The sequence below is a fragment of the Paenibacillus sp. EB106-05-06-XG162 genome (assembly GCF_058791655.1).
This window is the reverse complement of record NZ_JBYTDT010000014.1, coordinates 1-17994: the sequence shown is the minus strand read 5'-3', so window position 1 is coordinate 17994 and position 17994 is coordinate 1. Positions and strand designations below refer to the sequence as shown.

Here is a 17994-nt window from a genome sequence, read left to right as displayed (position 1 = left end):
GGGATTCCCCTGCAGGACAGCCTTTTCCCGAAACATAACTCGCTTATTTAGATGCGAGAGCCTTCTGGTAGATTTCGAGGTACTGTGCTAATTGCAGACCATCCAAGCCTTTCACATAAGCGTCCCATTCCTTGTTGATATCCTTCGAGCCTGTAATGAATTGCGCCATATTCGACTTCACGTAGTCGACCAAGGTGGTCTTAATCTGTGCGCTAAGCTCTGCATCTTCGAGGGCGATGAACAGACCGTTCGGATATTGCTCTTTGGAATGATACGGCTCATATTCTTTGGATACGTTATTAAGTCGTGTACCATAGCCATTATCTGCGAGCGGATCCTGTGGAGCTGTCCAAGAAGCACGGTATGCATACGTTCTGAGCGACGGTCCAATTTGTTCCCAACCATCATTATGCGTCGGTTTCTTATCGGTTTTTACGATGTTCGTATATTTGGCTGGCTTGCCGTCCATACCAAGTTCACCATCCGTAGCTTTGCGCCAGCCCCCGCCTTCAGGCCCATTCTCTTGCAATACGATCGATTCCTCTGTATAGAGATAATCTGCGAACCGGATCGCAGCGATTTGCTGCTCTGGCGTAGCTTTATTGGTAATGGCGAATTGCGAGCTATTGATACCTGCGAAGAACAACGTCTGCTGTACGCCATTCGGTCCTTTGAGCGGCGGAACGACGACATAATCTTTATGACGCGGCGCCTTGCTGTCCATGCTGTATGCATAGCTGATTAATGCTGTCGACAACGCACCCATCACGTTATCCTTCTCTCTATTCGCAAGCTGTTGGATCGCGTCTGCATTTTGCGTGAAGGAAGCTGGATCAATCAAGCCTTCTTTGTATAACTGATTTAAGTATAAGAGCCCTTGCTTCCATTCCTCTTTATTCGCGACGAAGTCGACCTTGCCGTCCACGACACGTAGGAATGTACCCGCATTCTTCTCGGTATAATCATCGACGATGAAGGAGTTCATTAAGAAGGCCGAGACATTTCCCGTCCACATCTCATCGGAGCCCGTTAGTGGAATTTCATCTGCTTTGCCGTTGCCATTGGGATCCTTTTCTTTGAAAGCTTTCAATACGTTATGGAATTCTTCCGTCGTGGTTGGAACCTGAAGCCCTAATTTATCAAGCCAAGCTTTGTTGATCCACATTTTGAGCGCATTATCACAATGGTAGCACTCATTCACTTGCGGCAGCGCATAAATGTTGCCGTCCGGTGCTGTAATCGATGCTTTCATATACGGTATGTCAGTCATCGCTTTCTTAATGTTCGGCGCATATTTATCGATCAATTCATTGAGCGGAATGAATACGCCTTGCTTGCCGTATTTCATTTGCTCCTCTTTCGTGAGAGCACCGTGTAAGATGACTTCCGGGTAGTCGCCGCTCGCCAGCATCAGCTGCTTGCGATCATTCAGCGCATTGTCCGGTACCAAATCCCAGTCAATCTTAATATTCGTCTTCTCTTCGAGGAACTTCGTGTAAGTATTCGTCTCCATGTTCTCAATTGTCGATAGCTGAGGCGCGAACATCTTAATCGTCATCGGCTTCTTCACAATGGGATACGTCCCCACTTCCGTGAACAAATCCTCCTGAGCCGCAGGCTTCTCGCCTGACGAGTCAGCTGGCGTCTCCGACTGCTGCGTGCTATTGCCGCTGCAAGCGCTGAGCATGAGTGCCAAGGTGAATACCAAACTTAATGTCCCTGCAAACGTCTTCGTCCATTTTTTTCTCATAAAGACTACGCCTCCATTATCATCTTAATGGTAAATCATGACCCTGTCATCCTTGTGCTAATGCCAACGTGCGAAATAATTTGCGGCTGCCGCATCCCCCCTCTCAAGTCTGTAGCTGACTTATCCTTTGAGTGAACCGATCATAACCCCTTTGACGAAATGCTTCTGTACGAACGGGTAGATGATGAGCACCGGAGCGCTTGCGACAACGATCAAGGAATACTTCAGCAAATCTCTCAGCCCTTGCTGTGCCTGCATCTGATCGACATTCGCCATCATCGAAGGATCGACGGAATTCAGGATGAGAATATTTCGTAGAATAATCTGTAGTGGAAATAGATCAGGCGATCTAAGGAAAATCAATGCATCGAAATAGGCATTCCAATGGCCTACCGCATACATGAGCGTCATAACCGCAATAATCGGCTTCGACAACGGCAATACAATGCTCCAAATGAACCGAATATCGCTGCACCCATCCAGCTCTGCCGCTTCGGATAGTTCATCCGGAATCGATGTCTGAAAGAAGGTTCGTGCAACAATGACCTGGAATACCGCCAGTGCGCCTGGCAAGATCAACGCCCAACGTGTATCTAATAGATGCAGATTTTTGACGACCATATAAAAAGGAATCAATCCTCCATCGAACATCATCGTAATCACGAGGAGCACCATAACAAAATTGCGTCCATAGAAGGTCTTCTTCGCCAGTGGATATGCGATCATGATTGTCAGTAAGACATTGATAACGGTTCCAACAATCGTATAGAAAAGTGAATTCATATAACCGACGCCGATTTGTGCATTATTGAAGACCGCCTTGTAGCCGGCTAACGTAAAATCGACGGGGAACAACCAGACTTTACCCGATACGACGGCCTGAGGCGAACTAACGGAAGAGCTAAGAATATAGAGCAGCGGGAGCGCCACGATCAATAAGATAACCGTCAAGAACAGATAGACGATACCTAAGAACAGACGGTCACCCTTGGATTCTTGAATACGAGATGCTGTTATCATAAGGACTCCTCTCTCCCTCTTCGGGATTACCACAGGCTATTATTAGATAATTTCTTAGCAATGTAATTGACGGATACGAGCAGAATCAAGTTAATGACCGAGTTGAACAACCCAATCGCAGCCGAGAAGCTGAAGCTAGAGCCGAGCAAGCCCACTTTGTACACGTAAGTAGAGATGACTTCAGATGTGCTCAGATTGAGCGGATTTTGCATGAGATAAATTTTCTCGAAACCGAGCTTCATAATATTTCCTAAGTTCAAGATCAACAGGATGACCGATACCGGGATTAGACTCGGAATATCGATATTAATAATCTTCTGGATGCGCGAAGCCCCGTCTACCTTGGCCGATTCATAGAGCTCAGGGTTAACCCCTGCAAGCGCAGCAATATAGATGATCGCGCCATAACCTGTGAACTGCCATACATCGGACCAGACATAGATCGATTTGAACAACCCGGGAATGCCCATAAAGTTCGTATTCTCCACACCCAGCATCGCGAAAAATTTACTGATCATCCCGACATTCGGCGTTAGATTAACGATAATAATCGAGACCATGATAACCGTGGAGATGAAGTACGGCGCGTAGGTGACGAGCTGTACACTTTTCTTAAATAGTCCGTTGCGTATTTCATTCAGTGCCAGCGCCAGAATAATGGGAGCCGGGAACCCGATCAACAGCCCGTAGAGGCTAATACCGAGCGTATTCTTAATATAGAGCCAGAAATTCGGTGAATTGAAGAATTGCTCGAAATACTTCAGTCCCACCCAGGTGCTGCCCCAGATGCCTTTGATCACGTTATAATCTTTGAATGCAATGACGATCCCTGCCATGGGCACATATTTGAAGATTACTAAATAGAGTAGTGGCAGCAAAATCACCAAGTACAATTGCCAGTGACGCTTCATTCGTCTCCACGCTGGCTTTCTTACGACTCCTGTTTCATTCACTAGATTTGGCATCACGCAGCTCCTTCCGTCTAGACCTTGGTTTGCGGCTTTCGAATATGACCCCATTGTAGAGGGCATTTCATCTATCAACAAGAAACAAGAATAAACCGATCTAACTTTTTTCACTTTGGCGTCAGCATGCGAAAAAAGCAGCGATTCGCATCGCTGCCCGCACTATTTTCTACGAATAAACCGTTTTCAACCATTCGCTCTTCGCAAGTGATCCGTACGATATTCACCGGGTGAGTAACCTACCACCTTCTTGAATACACGGCTAAATGAGATCGCACTCGTATAGCCAACCCGCTCTGCAACCTCCTGCACCGAATATGTCGTCTCGATCAACAGACGTTGCGCCTCTTGCATGCGCATCTCGATTAGGAAATCGACGAACTTCTGCCCGGTGTTCTCTTTGAACAGCTTACTCACATATTTCGCATTCATCTTGAAATGCTCGCCCAGAAATTCCAGTGACATATTCGGATTCGCATAATCCAGCTCAATGAATTTCCGCATCTCACGAATCATCGCTGTATGCTGACGCGTATCTCGCATCTGCTGGATCGTATCATACAATTCAATCAGTACCGGCTTGATGCCTTCGCGCAGTTGATCAAGAGAATACCCGTTATCGACCTGCTCACTTAACTTCGGCAGACTCTCCTGAACCCACATCTGCTGGATTTCTTTACTCCATCCGGACACTTCTCGGCCGAAGAAATAGATCAAATAATTCATGACATTCATAATTTCATCATTTGTGAGCAGCCCTTGTTTCAATTGCATGAACCAATCATCGTATTCCTCGATCCAATGGTCTTCACCCGTACGGAAAGACTGCACTAGCCATCGAATCGCTCCAAGATGCGAATAGACCTCCGCTTGGCCTTGGCTTGCAATATCCTCGCTCGAGATCAACCGATTCTCGCCCAGAACGGTCTTATACTTCAGTGCTTCCATGCAAGCTTTATAGGACATCGGAATCTCGCTTACAATCTCTGCGAGCGGGCCTAGACCAATCGTAATTGTAAATTTCAAATTCTGCTCGGTCCAGCCTCTAACCTGATCCGCAAGCTGAGGCAGCGAGGTCGGTTCATCGAGATTCGCTTCAGGTGTCTCGAACAACATCACCGATAAATGGGAAGCCGAGGTCCATTCAGACCACAACCTACAATCTAATTTGGACGCGATTTCTTCAATGACCGTACGCAGGGTGAACTTCAACAGATGCTGGTCACCCTTGGAATAGTTGTTACAGAAATCCCCGTACTTATCAATTTCGACGACGAACATCTGACATCGTCCTGTCGGTGTCGGAAGCTTCAATGGCTTCGCTTCGAGCTCCCATTCCACCAAAGTTAGATTTGCCCCTCCATCAATTAATTGATGGAATAAATCTCGCGTCCGAAGATGCAGATCCTCTTGATATTTCTGCTGATATTGCCTCGCCTGCTCCAGAATATTGTCCAGCGCAGACTCGATAAAGGCAAATTCGTCCGTCTTACCACGTCTTGCTCCCCCGCCTGCAATGGGTAAGGAATAGCTGCTAAACTTCGCAGCAATCTGCTCGATCGGCTTGGAATGGCGACGCGTCACATAAACCATCCAGAGCAGACCCATAGCGATCATCAGAAGACCGATGACGAACCATACGTTATAGAGCGATGAAATAAACCGAACCAATCCGCCATGTACCAGCCCGCTTCCGTATTTCCAGCTGGTGTAGCTCGAGATATATTGCGAATTCAATTCCGTCCCATCCTGATTCAGCGGGCTGCCGAACAACAGGTTGCCGGACGTATCCCGTGTCTGAATAATACTGTTCTTTGTGTCGTACAGATCTTTCGTTAGCTTATGAAGGGATTCTGTCGCTACATTGATCACGATCATACCAAGATCATTCTTCATGTACGGCGCGCCTCGAACGAGACTAACAACTTGTTTACCACCGATCATTTTAAATTGTTCGAAATTGCGACCATCCGTCCACTTCGGCGTCTTGGAGATTTGGTATTTGTGTATGAAATTCTGGTCTGCATAATCTTTGATGAACGAATTCGTCGCATCGCTGAGGACGAACCCGTCAGCATACCGCACCATATAGATCGAATCGATTAAGGGGTAATATGTAATCATTTCTTTCAGCTTCTGCACGGCAGCAATAGTAGTATACGGATCGCTGTTCGTATTCGATTTGAAGAAGTCTTTGAGTGGCTTGCTGTTAATGGTCTCCAGCACCACCATATTATCAATCACCTTCAGCGACGTATCGACAAGACGCATCGCCTGCAGTGACAGCATCTTATTCGCATTGGACGCTTCCTTACGACTCTGCTCACTGAACAGTTGGAAGAACACGAAGAATGTAAACGTAATGACAATAATAAAAATCGGCAAATAAGACAGCAAAAGCCGTTTAAACCAAGAACTCCTCACGTTCAAACCCCGCTTCGCAGTTTTTTAAGTTATTATATCGGATTGAATCTCACTTGTAACCCCTTTCATCTAGAAGCATGCAAAAAAGAGCTACCCATGTAAATGGATAACTCTCTCTAAGTTTAAAAATCCCGATCATTAAAATAATGCCAAATGGTCTCTAAATCCTGTGAAGCCTTAAATTCTCGCAGGTCTTCAATCAGCTCCCACGCTTCATGCATATATCGATGGCTCAGTTCCTTCGCTTGATCCATGGCAGGACTGCATCGAATCTGGTCGATCACGAATTGGAACTTTTCCACTGAGGAGCCTTCATGCAACGCTCGAATTTGACCCCCGAGCTGCTCTTCACGAAGTGCATAGATGACAGGAAGCGTCACTTGTCCGTTCATTAGATCCGCTCCTGCCGGCTTACCCAGCTTGCCTGCTGATTGCTCGAAATCGAGCAAATCGTCCTTAATTTGAAAGGACATGCCTACCGCTCTGCCAAATGCGTATAACTTATTGGATACCCACTCGTCTGCTTCTGCCGTCCGTGCGCCAACCTGCAGGCAAGTTGCCATGAGAAGCGCTGTCTTATTCATGGTTTTCTCCAAATACGTATCTAGTCTAATATCATAATCGAATCGCGTGTTCAGCTGCTGATATTCCCCTAGACACAGCCTTGATGGTGCTGCCGAAATCAGATCCTGGAGAGCACTTCCTTGTTCTTCTGTATCCGAATACTCGAAGAGTGCTTCCACAATTCTAGCCATCATGTAGTTCGCAACATGAGTTGCTGTATAGTTATTCGTCTTCGTATGGAGCGTCGGTTGCTGTCTTCTCCGTTCTGCACTATCAATAATATCATCATGAATCAAGGATGCCGCATGCACGAATTCAGCTGCCGCTGCCAGACGAACCAGTCGCTTCCCTTCCGGTTCTCGCGTCCCGAATCGGCTTCCGACGATAACGAGCATGGGACGAAGACGCTTTCCCCCCGCTTGAATCAAATCGAGCACGCTGCGCTTTACAACCGAGAATACCGGCAAATCTCGATCGTAGCGAACCAGGTCAATCATCTCTTTATCAATGCGGTCCACATCGATGTGAAGGGCATCAGATAACTTCATAAGCTGCCTTCGAGTACCGATACGTCACAAACTGATGTATTGCGGTAGGGAGTATAAATTCAGCCGGTTTTCCTTCGATTCTACGAATGTGTATCGTTTTGATAACAGGTGCGAGTGCATTGAGCAAATCCATAGCATGGTTCGCTAAGGCATATTCATAATAAATGCTCTGTAAATAATCGCCGTCAAGAATTTTGCGTGTTAGTTCTAGTTTTTCTTCCTGTACATCACCATGGGACTGCAGGGACAATCGAAGTAATACATAGCATCCCAAAATACATTGCCGCCGCGCATCATCCATATCATATTCATTCAGAAAATGAGCCATTTCTTTCACCCAGCGGGTGTTCACTTCAATCGCAATGCCAGCATCGGGTGCTAATTGCTGCGTTAATTGTTCGAACGTCTGTGTCATTAATTGGCTTGTACTCATGATTCATCACCTGCTTTTCCTCTGAAAATAAGGAGGGCGTAATGCAGCATGATCCGCAATACGCTCCTTTTTTTATGGCTGACAGGTACCCAAACCTATAACCTTAACCTCTAGTTTAATCTGCGTATAAATACCATTTCTTGACGAACGGAATTTTACGCCAGATGCGTTTCAAATGCGGGTACAGGTAGTAGTCCATACCAAGCGTACTGCCGGAACCTCCGATTAACGCGACACCTGCGAACAAGTACCAGAGCATTTCGTAAGGAGCCATACCAGATGTCCAGATCATCAACCCCATTGCAACCGTACCAATGGATGCTACCGATGTGAACAGGCCTACAATGAGCATGAGACCGAAGATGATCTCTCCGCATACCATAGCAGCTTGGAATATCGATGCTAGTGCGGTATACCCGCCATCGCTCGTATAGAAGAACATATCCATCGTTCCCTTGACCATGCTGCTAATAAAGTCAGGAACCGGCAGTGCCTCGACAGCCGTTTTTACGGCTTCCCCTGCTGCTGCTACAGCTTCAGTCGCACCCGAAGTACCGTCAACCGCTTTGGCTGGGATCAAAAAAATATTGCCCGGATCTTCCAGAATTTTTGGTAACTTCGCAAGACCTTCTTTTAACCACATCGCACCAACGAATATCCGAAGGGGTACAAGCCAGAAGTTCGGGGAACGCTTGGACAAGTGTCCGCCCACGAAGCTCCGACGATTTGGTACATGGAAGAACTCATGAAGCATATAGGAATAACATTTATTAAATCCACACACTTGGAATAAATAGAACAAGTTAATGAAATGTTTGAAGAACATAGCCATGAAGCCTGTGAACATGAACATTTTCTTTGGTGTACCGATATTCGCTACCCCGTAGCGTCCACCGATACATACCATCGTCCCGTGGAATACCGGCTTGTATGGCTTCTGCTGAGCTTGTCCCGTAATTACAGCGTGAATGTTATTCGCAATGAGTGGCGCTGCGTTCTCCGCATTCTCAACCATTTGCGGGACAGGACGTTCTTCGCCTTCTGGGATATAGAAGATGTTATCGCCGACGACGTATACGTTTTTGTGATCAATACTTTGCAAATGCTCGTTCGTTACGATCCGTTTTCTACCCTTTTGTTCTAGATCCAATTCGCCTACCAAATCCGAACCTTCGACACCCGCCGTCCAGATAACGGTGTTCGCTTCGAGGTCCCCAGATTCTCCGAGACTTACGGACGTTGGCGATACGCCTGTAATTTGCGTACCTGTGATGACTTCGATGCCCAGTTTATCAAGACGCTGCTTTGCTTTCTGGATCAACTTGTCTGGTAGAATCGGCAAGATTTTTGGTGCCATATCGGCAACAACAAGACGTACTTCCGATTTATCCAGGTAGAACTCTTTGCACAATTGCTCCTTGTATTCACCAAGCTCACCGATCATCTCAATCCCCGTGAAGCCTGCACCTACAACAACGAACGTCAACATACGTTTACGGACTGATGGATCGGTTTCTTTCACAGCTCTGATGAACATATTGCGGATTTGTTCTCTTAGTGCAACAGCATCTTCATAAGACCATAACGAGAATGCATGCTCCTCTGCACCTGGAATACCGAAGTACGACGGCTTACAGCCTGTACCGATAACTAAGTAATCGTAGTTATAGCTTTTGTTATGTTTCGAATGAAGTGTATTGGCATTAAAATCAATGTTGGCAATATCGTCGAGCACCACATTGACATTACGTCCGGCAAAAATCTTCTTCAGATCGACTTTGATCGAATCTTCCTCAACGCGTGCTGCTGCAACTTCGTGTAATTCGGTTAGGAGTGTATGGTATGGCTTGCGATCGATGAGTGTGATTTCAACGCCAGATCCCTTTTTGAATTTCTTCGCTAATTTCTTAGCCGTTAGTACGCCTCCGTAACCTCCACCAAGAACGATAATTTTCTTATTCATGGGAGTCACCTCTTTATCCGTATTTTACGAAGAAACCCCCGCTGTATACGCAGCAGGGATATCCTTCTGTGAACTTCGTTTATTACTTTTTCGCACCTTCAAGTGCTTTAGTAACCAAATCAACAAATGGGCTCACAGTGATAGTTACACCTGATACTGCATCCGATTTACCTTCTGCATTTAGAGAAAATGCTGCAGGATCTTGCTTCTCGATCAAGAATTTCTCCGCTTTTTGAGCTTCTTCGTGCCATTCCCCAGCTGCGTTGCCTTTTTCTTTCATACCGTACTTACCATCTTTGGACAATTTCTTCTTCGTGTCGCCGCCGTCTTTCGCTTGTGCATCCCAGTTCGCTGCAACGATGTTACCGTTCAATACAGTAAGATCAACAGTATATTTAAAGCCACCATCGTCAAAATTAGCTTCTTCTGCGTGGTAAGCTCCGTCTTTATAAGGGCCTGGCTCAACAACGCCTGCTGCTAGTGCTTTTTCAGCAAGCTCTGCGAATGGGCTAACGGTGATCGTAACGCCAGTGATCGCATCCGTCTTACCTTCTGCATTGGTTGTTATTGCCTTAGGATCTTGCTTCTCGATCAAGAATTGCTCTGCTTTTTCAGCTTCTTCATGCCATTCACCTAATGCTTTACCTTTATCTTTCATGCCGTACTTGCCTTCTTTGGATAGAGCTTTCTTATCCGGGCCGCCGGCCTCGTTAATGCCTGTCCAGTTTGCGGACGTAATTTTTCCGCCTTCCACTTGCAATGTTACAGCGTATTTCCAGCCATCTGTGAACTCAGGTTGTTCTGCATAATATGTTCCATCTGCGTAAGTACCTTGCTCTGCAGTTGTTTTGTCAGTTGTAGTGGACTCTGTTGTTGTTTCTGGCTTCGTAGTTTCTGTTTTGCCACCGCATCCTGCAAGAAGACCAACGACAAGCACAGTTGTCAGAAATAATACAGATATTTTTTTCATGGTATAGACCCTCCTAGTTTGGTTTCACATAATCATTTGTTTGTGAATTTTATCTCAAAGTAATTCTATCAGAATTTTAATCAGATTCATGTGATATTAGTCACAATCCATTTCCTGACTTACTTCATTCTTTTCTCGCTCCATTTTTGGAATAAAAAGAGAGGCCAGCGTTTGCTGCCTCCCTATTTGAACTATTTTAACCGCGTCAGTACGATTGTGTTTAACCAAGTCAGCTCGGATAGTGTTAGTTCACTTTTCTTCACCTTGTCAAGCCAGCTTGGATCGGTAATATATCCTTTATTGATCAGATCATCAATGGCTGTCACGAGCATGGTCTGTTGATTTGCAGTCAGGTTCAATGTATTCACCTCCTCTGTCGATGTGGCATCATATACGTAGAGATGGTACTGATCGATCAATTGAATCAGCAGCTTTGGATAATTGGGATCTGTCGCATATCCGCCTTGATATACCGCCTGTGCTGCCGTTTTATAATCCGCCCCAATGACTTTGCGATACCGCATTGGATTACCTTTGGTCCCGTTTAGCAGCAGATTAGCGTGATCATCAATAGAATCTTGCCAGCTGGGATAGGCTCGGAAGGAAGCTTTAATCGTATACGGCTTGCCATCAGGCCCATATTCTGTCGTGGTCCAGGAGCTGTTCCCGCCTTTAATCCCGAATAGATTATTCTGCTTCACGGTTAAGGATGAACTACCCCAAGAGCTTTCCAGCGCTGCTTGTGCGATGGTTAATGATGCAGGGATGCCGGTCTGATGCATACTGCGAACCGCCATGGGTGCTATTCTTGCGATAAACTGTTGTGGATCCATGTCACGTTCCCCCTTTCTACGATTCGGATTGCTTTCTTGTACGATATGATATAGTATGCACGCACTTGCTAGAGGGACAAGGCGTATTGCGGACGAACGACAAAAAAACCTGCACAGCACAAGGCCGTACAGGTTCCATGTATATGAGTTTATGAAAATAATAATAGGATTACACTTCCGCGATGAACCGGTTCGTTAATGATCCTAGCTTCTCAATCTCTATCGTTACGACATCACCCGGCTGCAGGTAGACACGTTGTTCTGGCGGTAATCCAAGAACGACCCCTTCTGGTGTACCTGTCAAGATGATATCTCCGGGCACCAATGTCATATGCTTCGAGATGTAACTGACAATCTCGTCACATGGGAAAATCATGTCGGATGTATTCGAGTTCTGACGCATCTCACCATTGACAATCGCTCGAATGAATAGTTGGTTTGGATCGCCAACTTCATCAGCCGACACCAGGTAAGGTCCAAGCGGACTGAAATCATCGCATGTTTTGCCTAACAACCATTGATGGGTACGCATTTGCAGATCACGTGCCGATAGGTCATTGACTGCACAATAGCCAAATACATGATCCAATGCTTCCTCACGGGATACATTCTTCGTATTCTTCCCGATCACGATGACGAGCTCTGCCTCATAGTCAAGTTCCTTCGTCACGTTCGGTACGACGATCTCCGCTAGATGTGATGTTAATGTATTATTGAATTTGTTGAACAGAATCGGATACGCCGGAATAGGGGCATTCGTCTCTTCTGCATGCTTCTTGTAGTTGAGACCAACACAAATAATTTTGTTCGGTGCCGTGACGCAAGGCCCGTAAGTGATTGTCGACTCATCCAGCAATGCATCCCCCGATGTACCGTATTGATCGACAATCGATTGGAGTTTATCTACTGCTGCCTGTCCGCCTTGGATGACATCCATCACGTTCTGCGGCACGTGGTTGTCTCCTGCAGCTGCACGAGCCACATCCAATACCCCATATGCTGTCTGAACACCAAGACGCTGCTGACCCTCTTCAATAAATGTTAACAGTTTCACGCTCGTGAACCTCCTTGTATTTTAAGCATTCTTGCCGAATACAACGCCGCCGTCAATATAGAGCGGTGACCCCATCATAAATTTCGATTCGTCCGAAGCGAGGAATAACGCAGCTTGCGCCACATCTTCAGGACGTCCTAGATCTCCGCTTAATTGGCGGGTCTTGAGGGAAGCATACGCCGCCTCTTGATCATCACCATAGGATTTCTTCAAATAATCTTCAACGAACGGTGTAAGAATTGTCCCTGGTAACAGGGCATTCACACGAATGTTATATGGCGCATAATCCACTTGCATCGACTTGGTTAGCGATAGTACTGCACCTTTTGTTGTCGAATATGAACCGCGCTGTGCAAGCCCGATTTCAGCAATACAGGAGGACATATTAATGATCGATCCTGACTTCGCATCCATCATATGAGGGAGAACGTACTTACATGGCAGAAATACACCTTTGATGTTGATATTGATGACGCGATCCCACGCCTCTTCCTCAATTTCATGCAGACGGCCAACACCGCTTACACCTGCATTGTTGAAGAGTACATCGATACGACCGTAACGCTCGATGATTTCTGCGACCATCGCCTGCACTTGATCTGCTTTGGTTACATCGGCACGAATGAAGTGGGCGCGTCCGCCGGCACTTTCGATTTCTGCCGCTGCTGCCTTGCCATGCTCCTCGTTCAGATCGTTAATAATAACAATAGCGCCCTCTTCCGCAAAACGTTTCGCGGAACTTTTTCCGATTCCCGAGCCTGATCCAGTAATTAACGTTACTTTATCCTTTAATCGCATACGAGCTCCTCCTTCAGATTTTCTCCCAAGAATTAACGTTCCATATGATCATCTGGCTGTGCAGCTTTGACCGTTAAGCCGCCATCAACCATAAGCAAATGACCGTTCACTTGCATCGCTTCTTCGGATGCTAAGAATACAACCGCATCGCCGATTTGACGTGCTGTACCGAGGCGTTTCATCGGATTCGCTTCAATCTCTTGCTGACGGATCACTGGGCTTGCCAAGTAATCTGTGCACATATCCGTATCCACGGTGCTTGGCCCCACGGCGTTTACGTTAATATTGAACTTCCCGAGCTCAATGGCCATCCCTTTTGTCAGCATGTTCGCTGCAGCCTTGGAGGATTGGTAATGTGGGATCACCGGACTTGTCACGACAAGGCTTGCTGTCGAGAGAACGTTGACAATTTTGCCGTAACGACGCTCGATCATGCCTTTCGCTGCAATCTGCGAAGCTAAGAAAATTGCCTTTACGTTCGTGTTATACGTACGATCCCAAGTCTCTTCGGAGACATTCAAGAAGGATTCGAACGGCGCGATCCCTGCATTGTTCACGAGAATATCAACGGGGCCAAGCTCAGCTTCAACCTGTGCGAACATCGCCTCAACCTCGGATTTCTTCCCTACATCTGCACGTACGACGATAGCCCGTTGTCCAAGCGCCTCGACTTGTGCTTTGACCTTCTCGGCTAAATCCAAACTTTTTTCTGATGCGTAGTTAATCGCTACATCCGCACCTTCTTCAGCCAGACGAATGACAATCGCCTCACCAATCCCGCGGCTTCCTCCAGTTACTAAAGCGACTCTCGATTTCAAACGGTTCATGTATGTTAATCTCCCTTCCATTACAATGTTGGTCCAATCCGGTTGATACTAAATTCTTGGTGACCTAGAATTTCAGCCTTGGTCTCTTTGCCGTCAGCTACTTCGACAATTTCTTGCCAGATCGATTCACCAGCTTCGTTCAGTCCGAGCGTACCTGCGAGCATCGCGCTTACGTCGACATCAAGGTTATCATTCATAGACTTGAAGACACGTTCGTTCCCTGTGATTTTAATGACCGGAATAACCGCTGCACCCGTTGGTGTTCCACGTCCCGTTGTGAAGCAGACAAGGTGTACACCACTCGCCGCCATACCCGATACGCACTCAATGTCATTTCCCGGGGAATCCATGAAATAGAGGCCTTTGCCAGGAATCGCTTCTGCATATTCAAAAGCACCGACAAGCGGCGAAGTTCCGCATTTGCTAATGCAGCCTAGAGACTTCTCTTCAATCGTAGATAATCCCCCCGCAATATTCCCAGGGCTTGGGTTGCCACCGCGCATATCTGCTCCCATTCGATTGATCTCGACTTCGAACCGCTCAATATAATGATAGAGTTTGTCGGCGACTTCCTTCGAGCTGCAGCGTGCAGCCATGACATGTTCTGCGCCGATAATCTCGGTTGTTTCACTAATAACGACCGTGCCGCCCTTCTCGATCAAGATGTCAGACGCTACCCCCAGTGCTGGGTTGGATGCCATGCCTGACGTTGCATCGGATCCGCCACATTTAACCCCAATACGAAGCTCACTGATTGGCATATTTACGATAGGTAGTTGATCCAGCTCAGCACGTAGACGTTTCGCGATTTCGATCCCTTTCTGAATCGCCTTCACCGATCCGCCCACTTCTTGGATATCAATCACTTCAACCGGTTTTCCTGTCGCTCCAATGTCCTTCGCAAGCTCGTGCGGGTCAATAACCTCGCACCCAAGGCTTACAATAATTACTGCTCCGACATTTGGATTTTTCCCTGTACCTGCGAGTGTCTCGAATGTACGTACTTTATCTGCGCCAATCTGACTGCAGCCATGTTGATGCGGGATGGAAACGGTTCCAGGAACAGTCTGACTAATTCGATTGCATACTTGATTCGCACAAATGACCGTAGGAATAACTAACAAATGATTTCGAATACCGTACTCGCCATTGGCGCGTTGATAACCTTTAATAAAGTCCATGATCCATTTTCCCCCTCAGGCGCTACGCCCCTTGACTTTGATCTCCTCTGCCGCGAATCCCTTCCACATTATGCACATGAACATGACGCCCGCGTTCGATCAAGACCGTTGCGCGTCCAATGACTTCACCATATTTCATAACATGCGTTCCTTCTTCCAGGTCAACAAGTGCGACTTTATGTCCGAATGGTATCGGATCCAACGCTACAACCGTCACAAACTGATCTTTACTTCTGTAATGAATCGTATCACCTGCTTGGATGTCCTTCAGTGCAGTCGCAACATGATCTTTCTCATCCACGACGAGTGCATCAGCGCCAGCTACTACTTCTCCTGCCATTTTCTCATCACCTCAATAGAGTTATCGGTAACTCAAAAGTATCAACTTTACCCGGTAGTGTCAAGGATAATTTTCCTCGTTTCTGTATCTTGACTTTCGCACCTGATTCCTTCAATATTGACGATATCACTTGATATAGAAAGGATACTACCATGGTTTCAATCTATGACATCGCCAAAAGAGCACAATGCTCAACCATGACGGTCTCCAGAGTTATCAATAACACTGGCCGTATCAGCGAGAAGACAAGACAGCGTGTCAAAGCCATCATGAAGGAAATGAACTACGTTCCCAACCATGCGGCTCGAAGCCTAGTTCTTCAGCAGACCAAGATTATCTCCCTCCTCATTACGGATATTACCAACCCCTTCTATACAACACTCGCACGAGGCGCAGAAGATGCTGCTCAGCGATTAGGATATCGGCTCATGTTCTCGAATAGCGATGAGGATGTCAAGAAAGAACATGAATATATTGAGACCGTACTCTCCATGCGTGTAGACGGCGTACTCATTGCGCCTGCCGGAGACCAGTCCTTAGAACACTTGCAGAAATTGCAGTTATACAATATTCCTTTTGTGCTGGTTGACCGTGAAGTGCCTGATATTGATTCTGACCGCGTATTAGGAGATAGCAAGGAAGGTTCCAAAGCGTTAGTAGAACATTTAATCCAGCTGGGGCATCGCCGAATCGCTTTTATTAACGGGTCACCCGGCATCTCAACGGCAAGAATGCGCGAGGCAGGATATTTGGAGACATTGAAGCTGAACGATATTCCTGTGAATCCCGATTATATGTTCGAGACAGGGTATTCGCAATTCGATGCCGATCCGATTATTGATAAGCTGTTATCCTTAGAGGAACCGCCAACTGCGATATTCGCAGCCAATAACTTTATTACCTTAGCCGTCATTCGATCACTTCGGAGCAGAGAGCTTCGTATTCCTGACGACATGTCCATCGTATGTTTCGATGATCTCGATCCTGGTTATATCGTGGACCCCTTCTTAACAATTGCGGCACAACCTGCTTATGATTTTGGTCGGATTGGCATGCAAATGCTCATCGATCGTATTCAAGGGACAGCCAATGAGCCTCGGAGTGTCATCCTTCCGTCTAAGCTGATTGTGCGCCGTTCCAGTACGGAAATATAATTGTGAACCTGTTGGAGTAATTCTGACAGGTTTTTTGATTTTTCAGTGAAGATAGGATATTGCAGGAAAGACGTAAGCACGTGGAGAATCATAAGGTAGAAAGGTATTGCCTTCACGATTCGCACATAGGCAATTCTCAACTTGGGAGGGTTAACTACAGTTATGGCACTAATACAATGTAACTTTTATGCCGAGTCTTTAGGTCTCAGCACAACCATGTCGGTCATCCTGCCAGAGCAGACAAAGACGCAGATTGGGCTTACGAATGTCATGCACTCGCTCCGTCACCCAACGCTCTACTTGCTGCACGGGCTTTCTGACGACCATACGACATGGATACGCCGCACGTCAATCGAGCGGTATGCCGCAGCACTAGGTATCGCTATTGTCATGCCTCAGGTTGATCGCAGCTTCTATGCAGATATGGTCCACGGTAATCGTTATTGGACCTTCATTAGTGAAGAACTGCCTCGCGTCGCTCAATCATTCTTCCCACTCTCAGAGGCACGCGAAGATAACTTCGTCGCAGGATTATCTATGGGGGGATATGGTGCATTCAAGCTTGCGCTGAATCACCCGGATCGCTTCGCTGCTGCAGCAAGCTTATCAGGCGCGATGGACCTCACGGATCCAAGATGCTTGGAGTGGTGGCCAGAGGTCTATCAACTCGTATTCGGCAATCAAAAAGTTGAAGGGTCGAACAGTGATTTGCTCCACCTGGTATCGACGCTTGGATCGACGACGGATGCCGTTCAAAAGCCTAAGTTATTTCAATGCTGCGGAACCGAAGATTACTTATATGATCAAAATGTACTCTTCCGCGATACATGCAAGAAAGTTGGACTCGATCTCACGTACGAAGAAGGTCCTGGGGATCACAATTGGGAGTACTGGGATCAACAGATTCAACAAGTGCTTCGCTGGCTGCCGCTTCGCAAATCTTAATAGAAAATCCTCGACATGCTGGGCTTTCAGTGTGTCGAGGGAAATAGCCTACTCAAATCATACATTGCGTCATTTTCAGCGACTCAAAATCATAAGCACATAAAAAAGACCACCTTCGAGAATTGATTCTCAAAAGTGGTCTTTAGCTGCTTGGCATCGTCCTACTCTCCCAGGACCCTGCGGTCCAAGTACCATCGGCGCTAGAGGGCTTAACGGTCGTGTTCG

Annotated in this window: 16 protein-coding genes and 1 rRNA gene; 2 read left to right on the top strand and 15 right to left on the bottom strand. The window is 46.6% G+C overall.

All coding sequences use genetic code 11. From position 1 onward, the window contains the following. Nucleotides 1-43: 43 nt before the first annotated feature. From AC3WU2_RS23385 to AC3WU2_RS23320, 14 genes are all read right to left on the bottom strand, one after another. Nucleotides 44-1750, bottom strand: coding sequence for an ABC transporter substrate-binding protein (locus AC3WU2_RS23385; RefSeq protein WP_492457402.1), 1707 nt, complete (start codon nucleotides 1748-1750; stop codon nucleotides 44-46). Nucleotides 1751-1870: 120 nt separating this feature from the next. Beyond that, a complete protein-coding gene (locus tag AC3WU2_RS23380) occupies nucleotides 1871-2770 on the bottom strand; it encodes a carbohydrate ABC transporter permease (RefSeq protein ID WP_018759558.1) in 900 nt (299 codons plus the stop codon). A 26-nt stretch (nucleotides 2771-2796) separates the two neighbouring features. Continuing rightward, on the bottom strand, nucleotides 2797-3735 hold the full coding sequence (locus AC3WU2_RS23375) for an ABC transporter permease (RefSeq protein WP_379350890.1): 939 nt from the start codon (nucleotides 3733-3735) through the stop codon (nucleotides 2797-2799). Nucleotides 3736-3921: 186 nt separating this feature from the next. Then, nucleotides 3922-6159 carry a helix-turn-helix domain-containing protein gene (locus AC3WU2_RS23370; protein ID WP_492457401.1) on the bottom strand — a complete coding sequence of 746 codons (2238 nt, stop codon included), beginning with the start codon at nucleotides 6157-6159 and terminating at the stop codon, nucleotides 3922-3924. A gap of 122 nt (nucleotides 6160-6281) precedes the next feature. Continuing rightward, on the bottom strand, nucleotides 6282-7271 hold the full coding sequence (locus tag AC3WU2_RS23365; protein ID WP_492457400.1) for a polyprenyl synthetase family protein: 990 nt from the start codon (nucleotides 7269-7271) through the stop codon (nucleotides 6282-6284). Continuing rightward, a complete protein-coding gene (locus AC3WU2_RS23360; protein ID WP_492457399.1) occupies nucleotides 7258-7704 on the bottom strand; it encodes a hypothetical protein in 447 nt (148 codons plus the stop codon). The genes AC3WU2_RS23365 and AC3WU2_RS23360 overlap by 14 nt, the downstream gene beginning before the upstream one ends. Before the next feature lie 115 nt (nucleotides 7705-7819). After that, nucleotides 7820-9667: an FAD-dependent oxidoreductase gene (locus tag AC3WU2_RS23355; RefSeq protein WP_492457397.1), complete on the bottom strand. Its 1848-nt coding sequence runs from the start codon at nucleotides 9665-9667 to the stop codon at nucleotides 7820-7822. 82 nt (nucleotides 9668-9749) lie between these two features. Beyond that, nucleotides 9750-10637, bottom strand: coding sequence for an FMN-binding protein (locus AC3WU2_RS23350; RefSeq protein ID WP_492457396.1), 888 nt, complete (start codon nucleotides 10635-10637; stop codon nucleotides 9750-9752). Nucleotides 10638-10828: 191 nt separating this feature from the next. After that, nucleotides 10829-11470, bottom strand: coding sequence for a glycoside hydrolase family 73 protein (locus AC3WU2_RS23345; RefSeq protein ID WP_492457395.1), 642 nt, complete (start codon nucleotides 11468-11470; stop codon nucleotides 10829-10831). A gap of 169 nt (nucleotides 11471-11639) precedes the next feature. Then, entirely contained in the window at nucleotides 11640-12524 is an 885-nt protein-coding gene (locus tag AC3WU2_RS23340) for a fumarylacetoacetate hydrolase family protein (RefSeq protein WP_492457394.1), read from the bottom strand. 21 nt (nucleotides 12525-12545) lie between these two features. Then, a complete protein-coding gene (locus tag AC3WU2_RS23335) occupies nucleotides 12546-13322 on the bottom strand; it encodes an SDR family NAD(P)-dependent oxidoreductase (protein ID WP_492457393.1) in 777 nt (258 codons plus the stop codon). 32 nt (nucleotides 13323-13354) lie between these two features. Next, nucleotides 13355-14149 (bottom strand): SDR family NAD(P)-dependent oxidoreductase, encoded by a 795-nt coding sequence (locus tag AC3WU2_RS23330; protein WP_018759568.1) that lies wholly within the window; start codon nucleotides 14147-14149, stop codon nucleotides 13355-13357. 20 nt (nucleotides 14150-14169) lie between these two features. After that, complete coding sequence (locus AC3WU2_RS23325) at nucleotides 14170-15330, bottom strand: UxaA family hydrolase (protein ID WP_018759569.1); 1161 nt, start codon at nucleotides 15328-15330, stop codon at nucleotides 14170-14172. Nucleotides 15331-15352: 22 nt separating this feature from the next. Further along, entirely contained in the window at nucleotides 15353-15670 is a 318-nt protein-coding gene (locus tag AC3WU2_RS23320; RefSeq protein ID WP_492457392.1) for a UxaA family hydrolase, read from the bottom strand. A 152-nt stretch (nucleotides 15671-15822) separates the two neighbouring features. On the opposite strand from AC3WU2_RS23320, the gene AC3WU2_RS23315 reads away from it, so the two are divergent. After that, nucleotides 15823-16824, top strand: a complete 1002-nt coding sequence (locus AC3WU2_RS23315; protein ID WP_492457391.1) for a LacI family DNA-binding transcriptional regulator — start codon at nucleotides 15823-15825, stop codon at nucleotides 16822-16824. A 162-nt stretch (nucleotides 16825-16986) separates the two neighbouring features. Beyond that, nucleotides 16987-17769, top strand: coding sequence for an alpha/beta hydrolase (locus AC3WU2_RS23310; protein WP_492457390.1), 783 nt, complete (start codon nucleotides 16987-16989; stop codon nucleotides 17767-17769). A gap of 148 nt (nucleotides 17770-17917) precedes the next feature. On the opposite strand, the gene rrf is transcribed toward AC3WU2_RS23310, so the two are convergent. Continuing rightward, nucleotides 17918-17994: ribosomal RNA gene (gene rrf, locus AC3WU2_RS23305) — 5S ribosomal RNA — on the bottom strand; the annotation flags it as partial.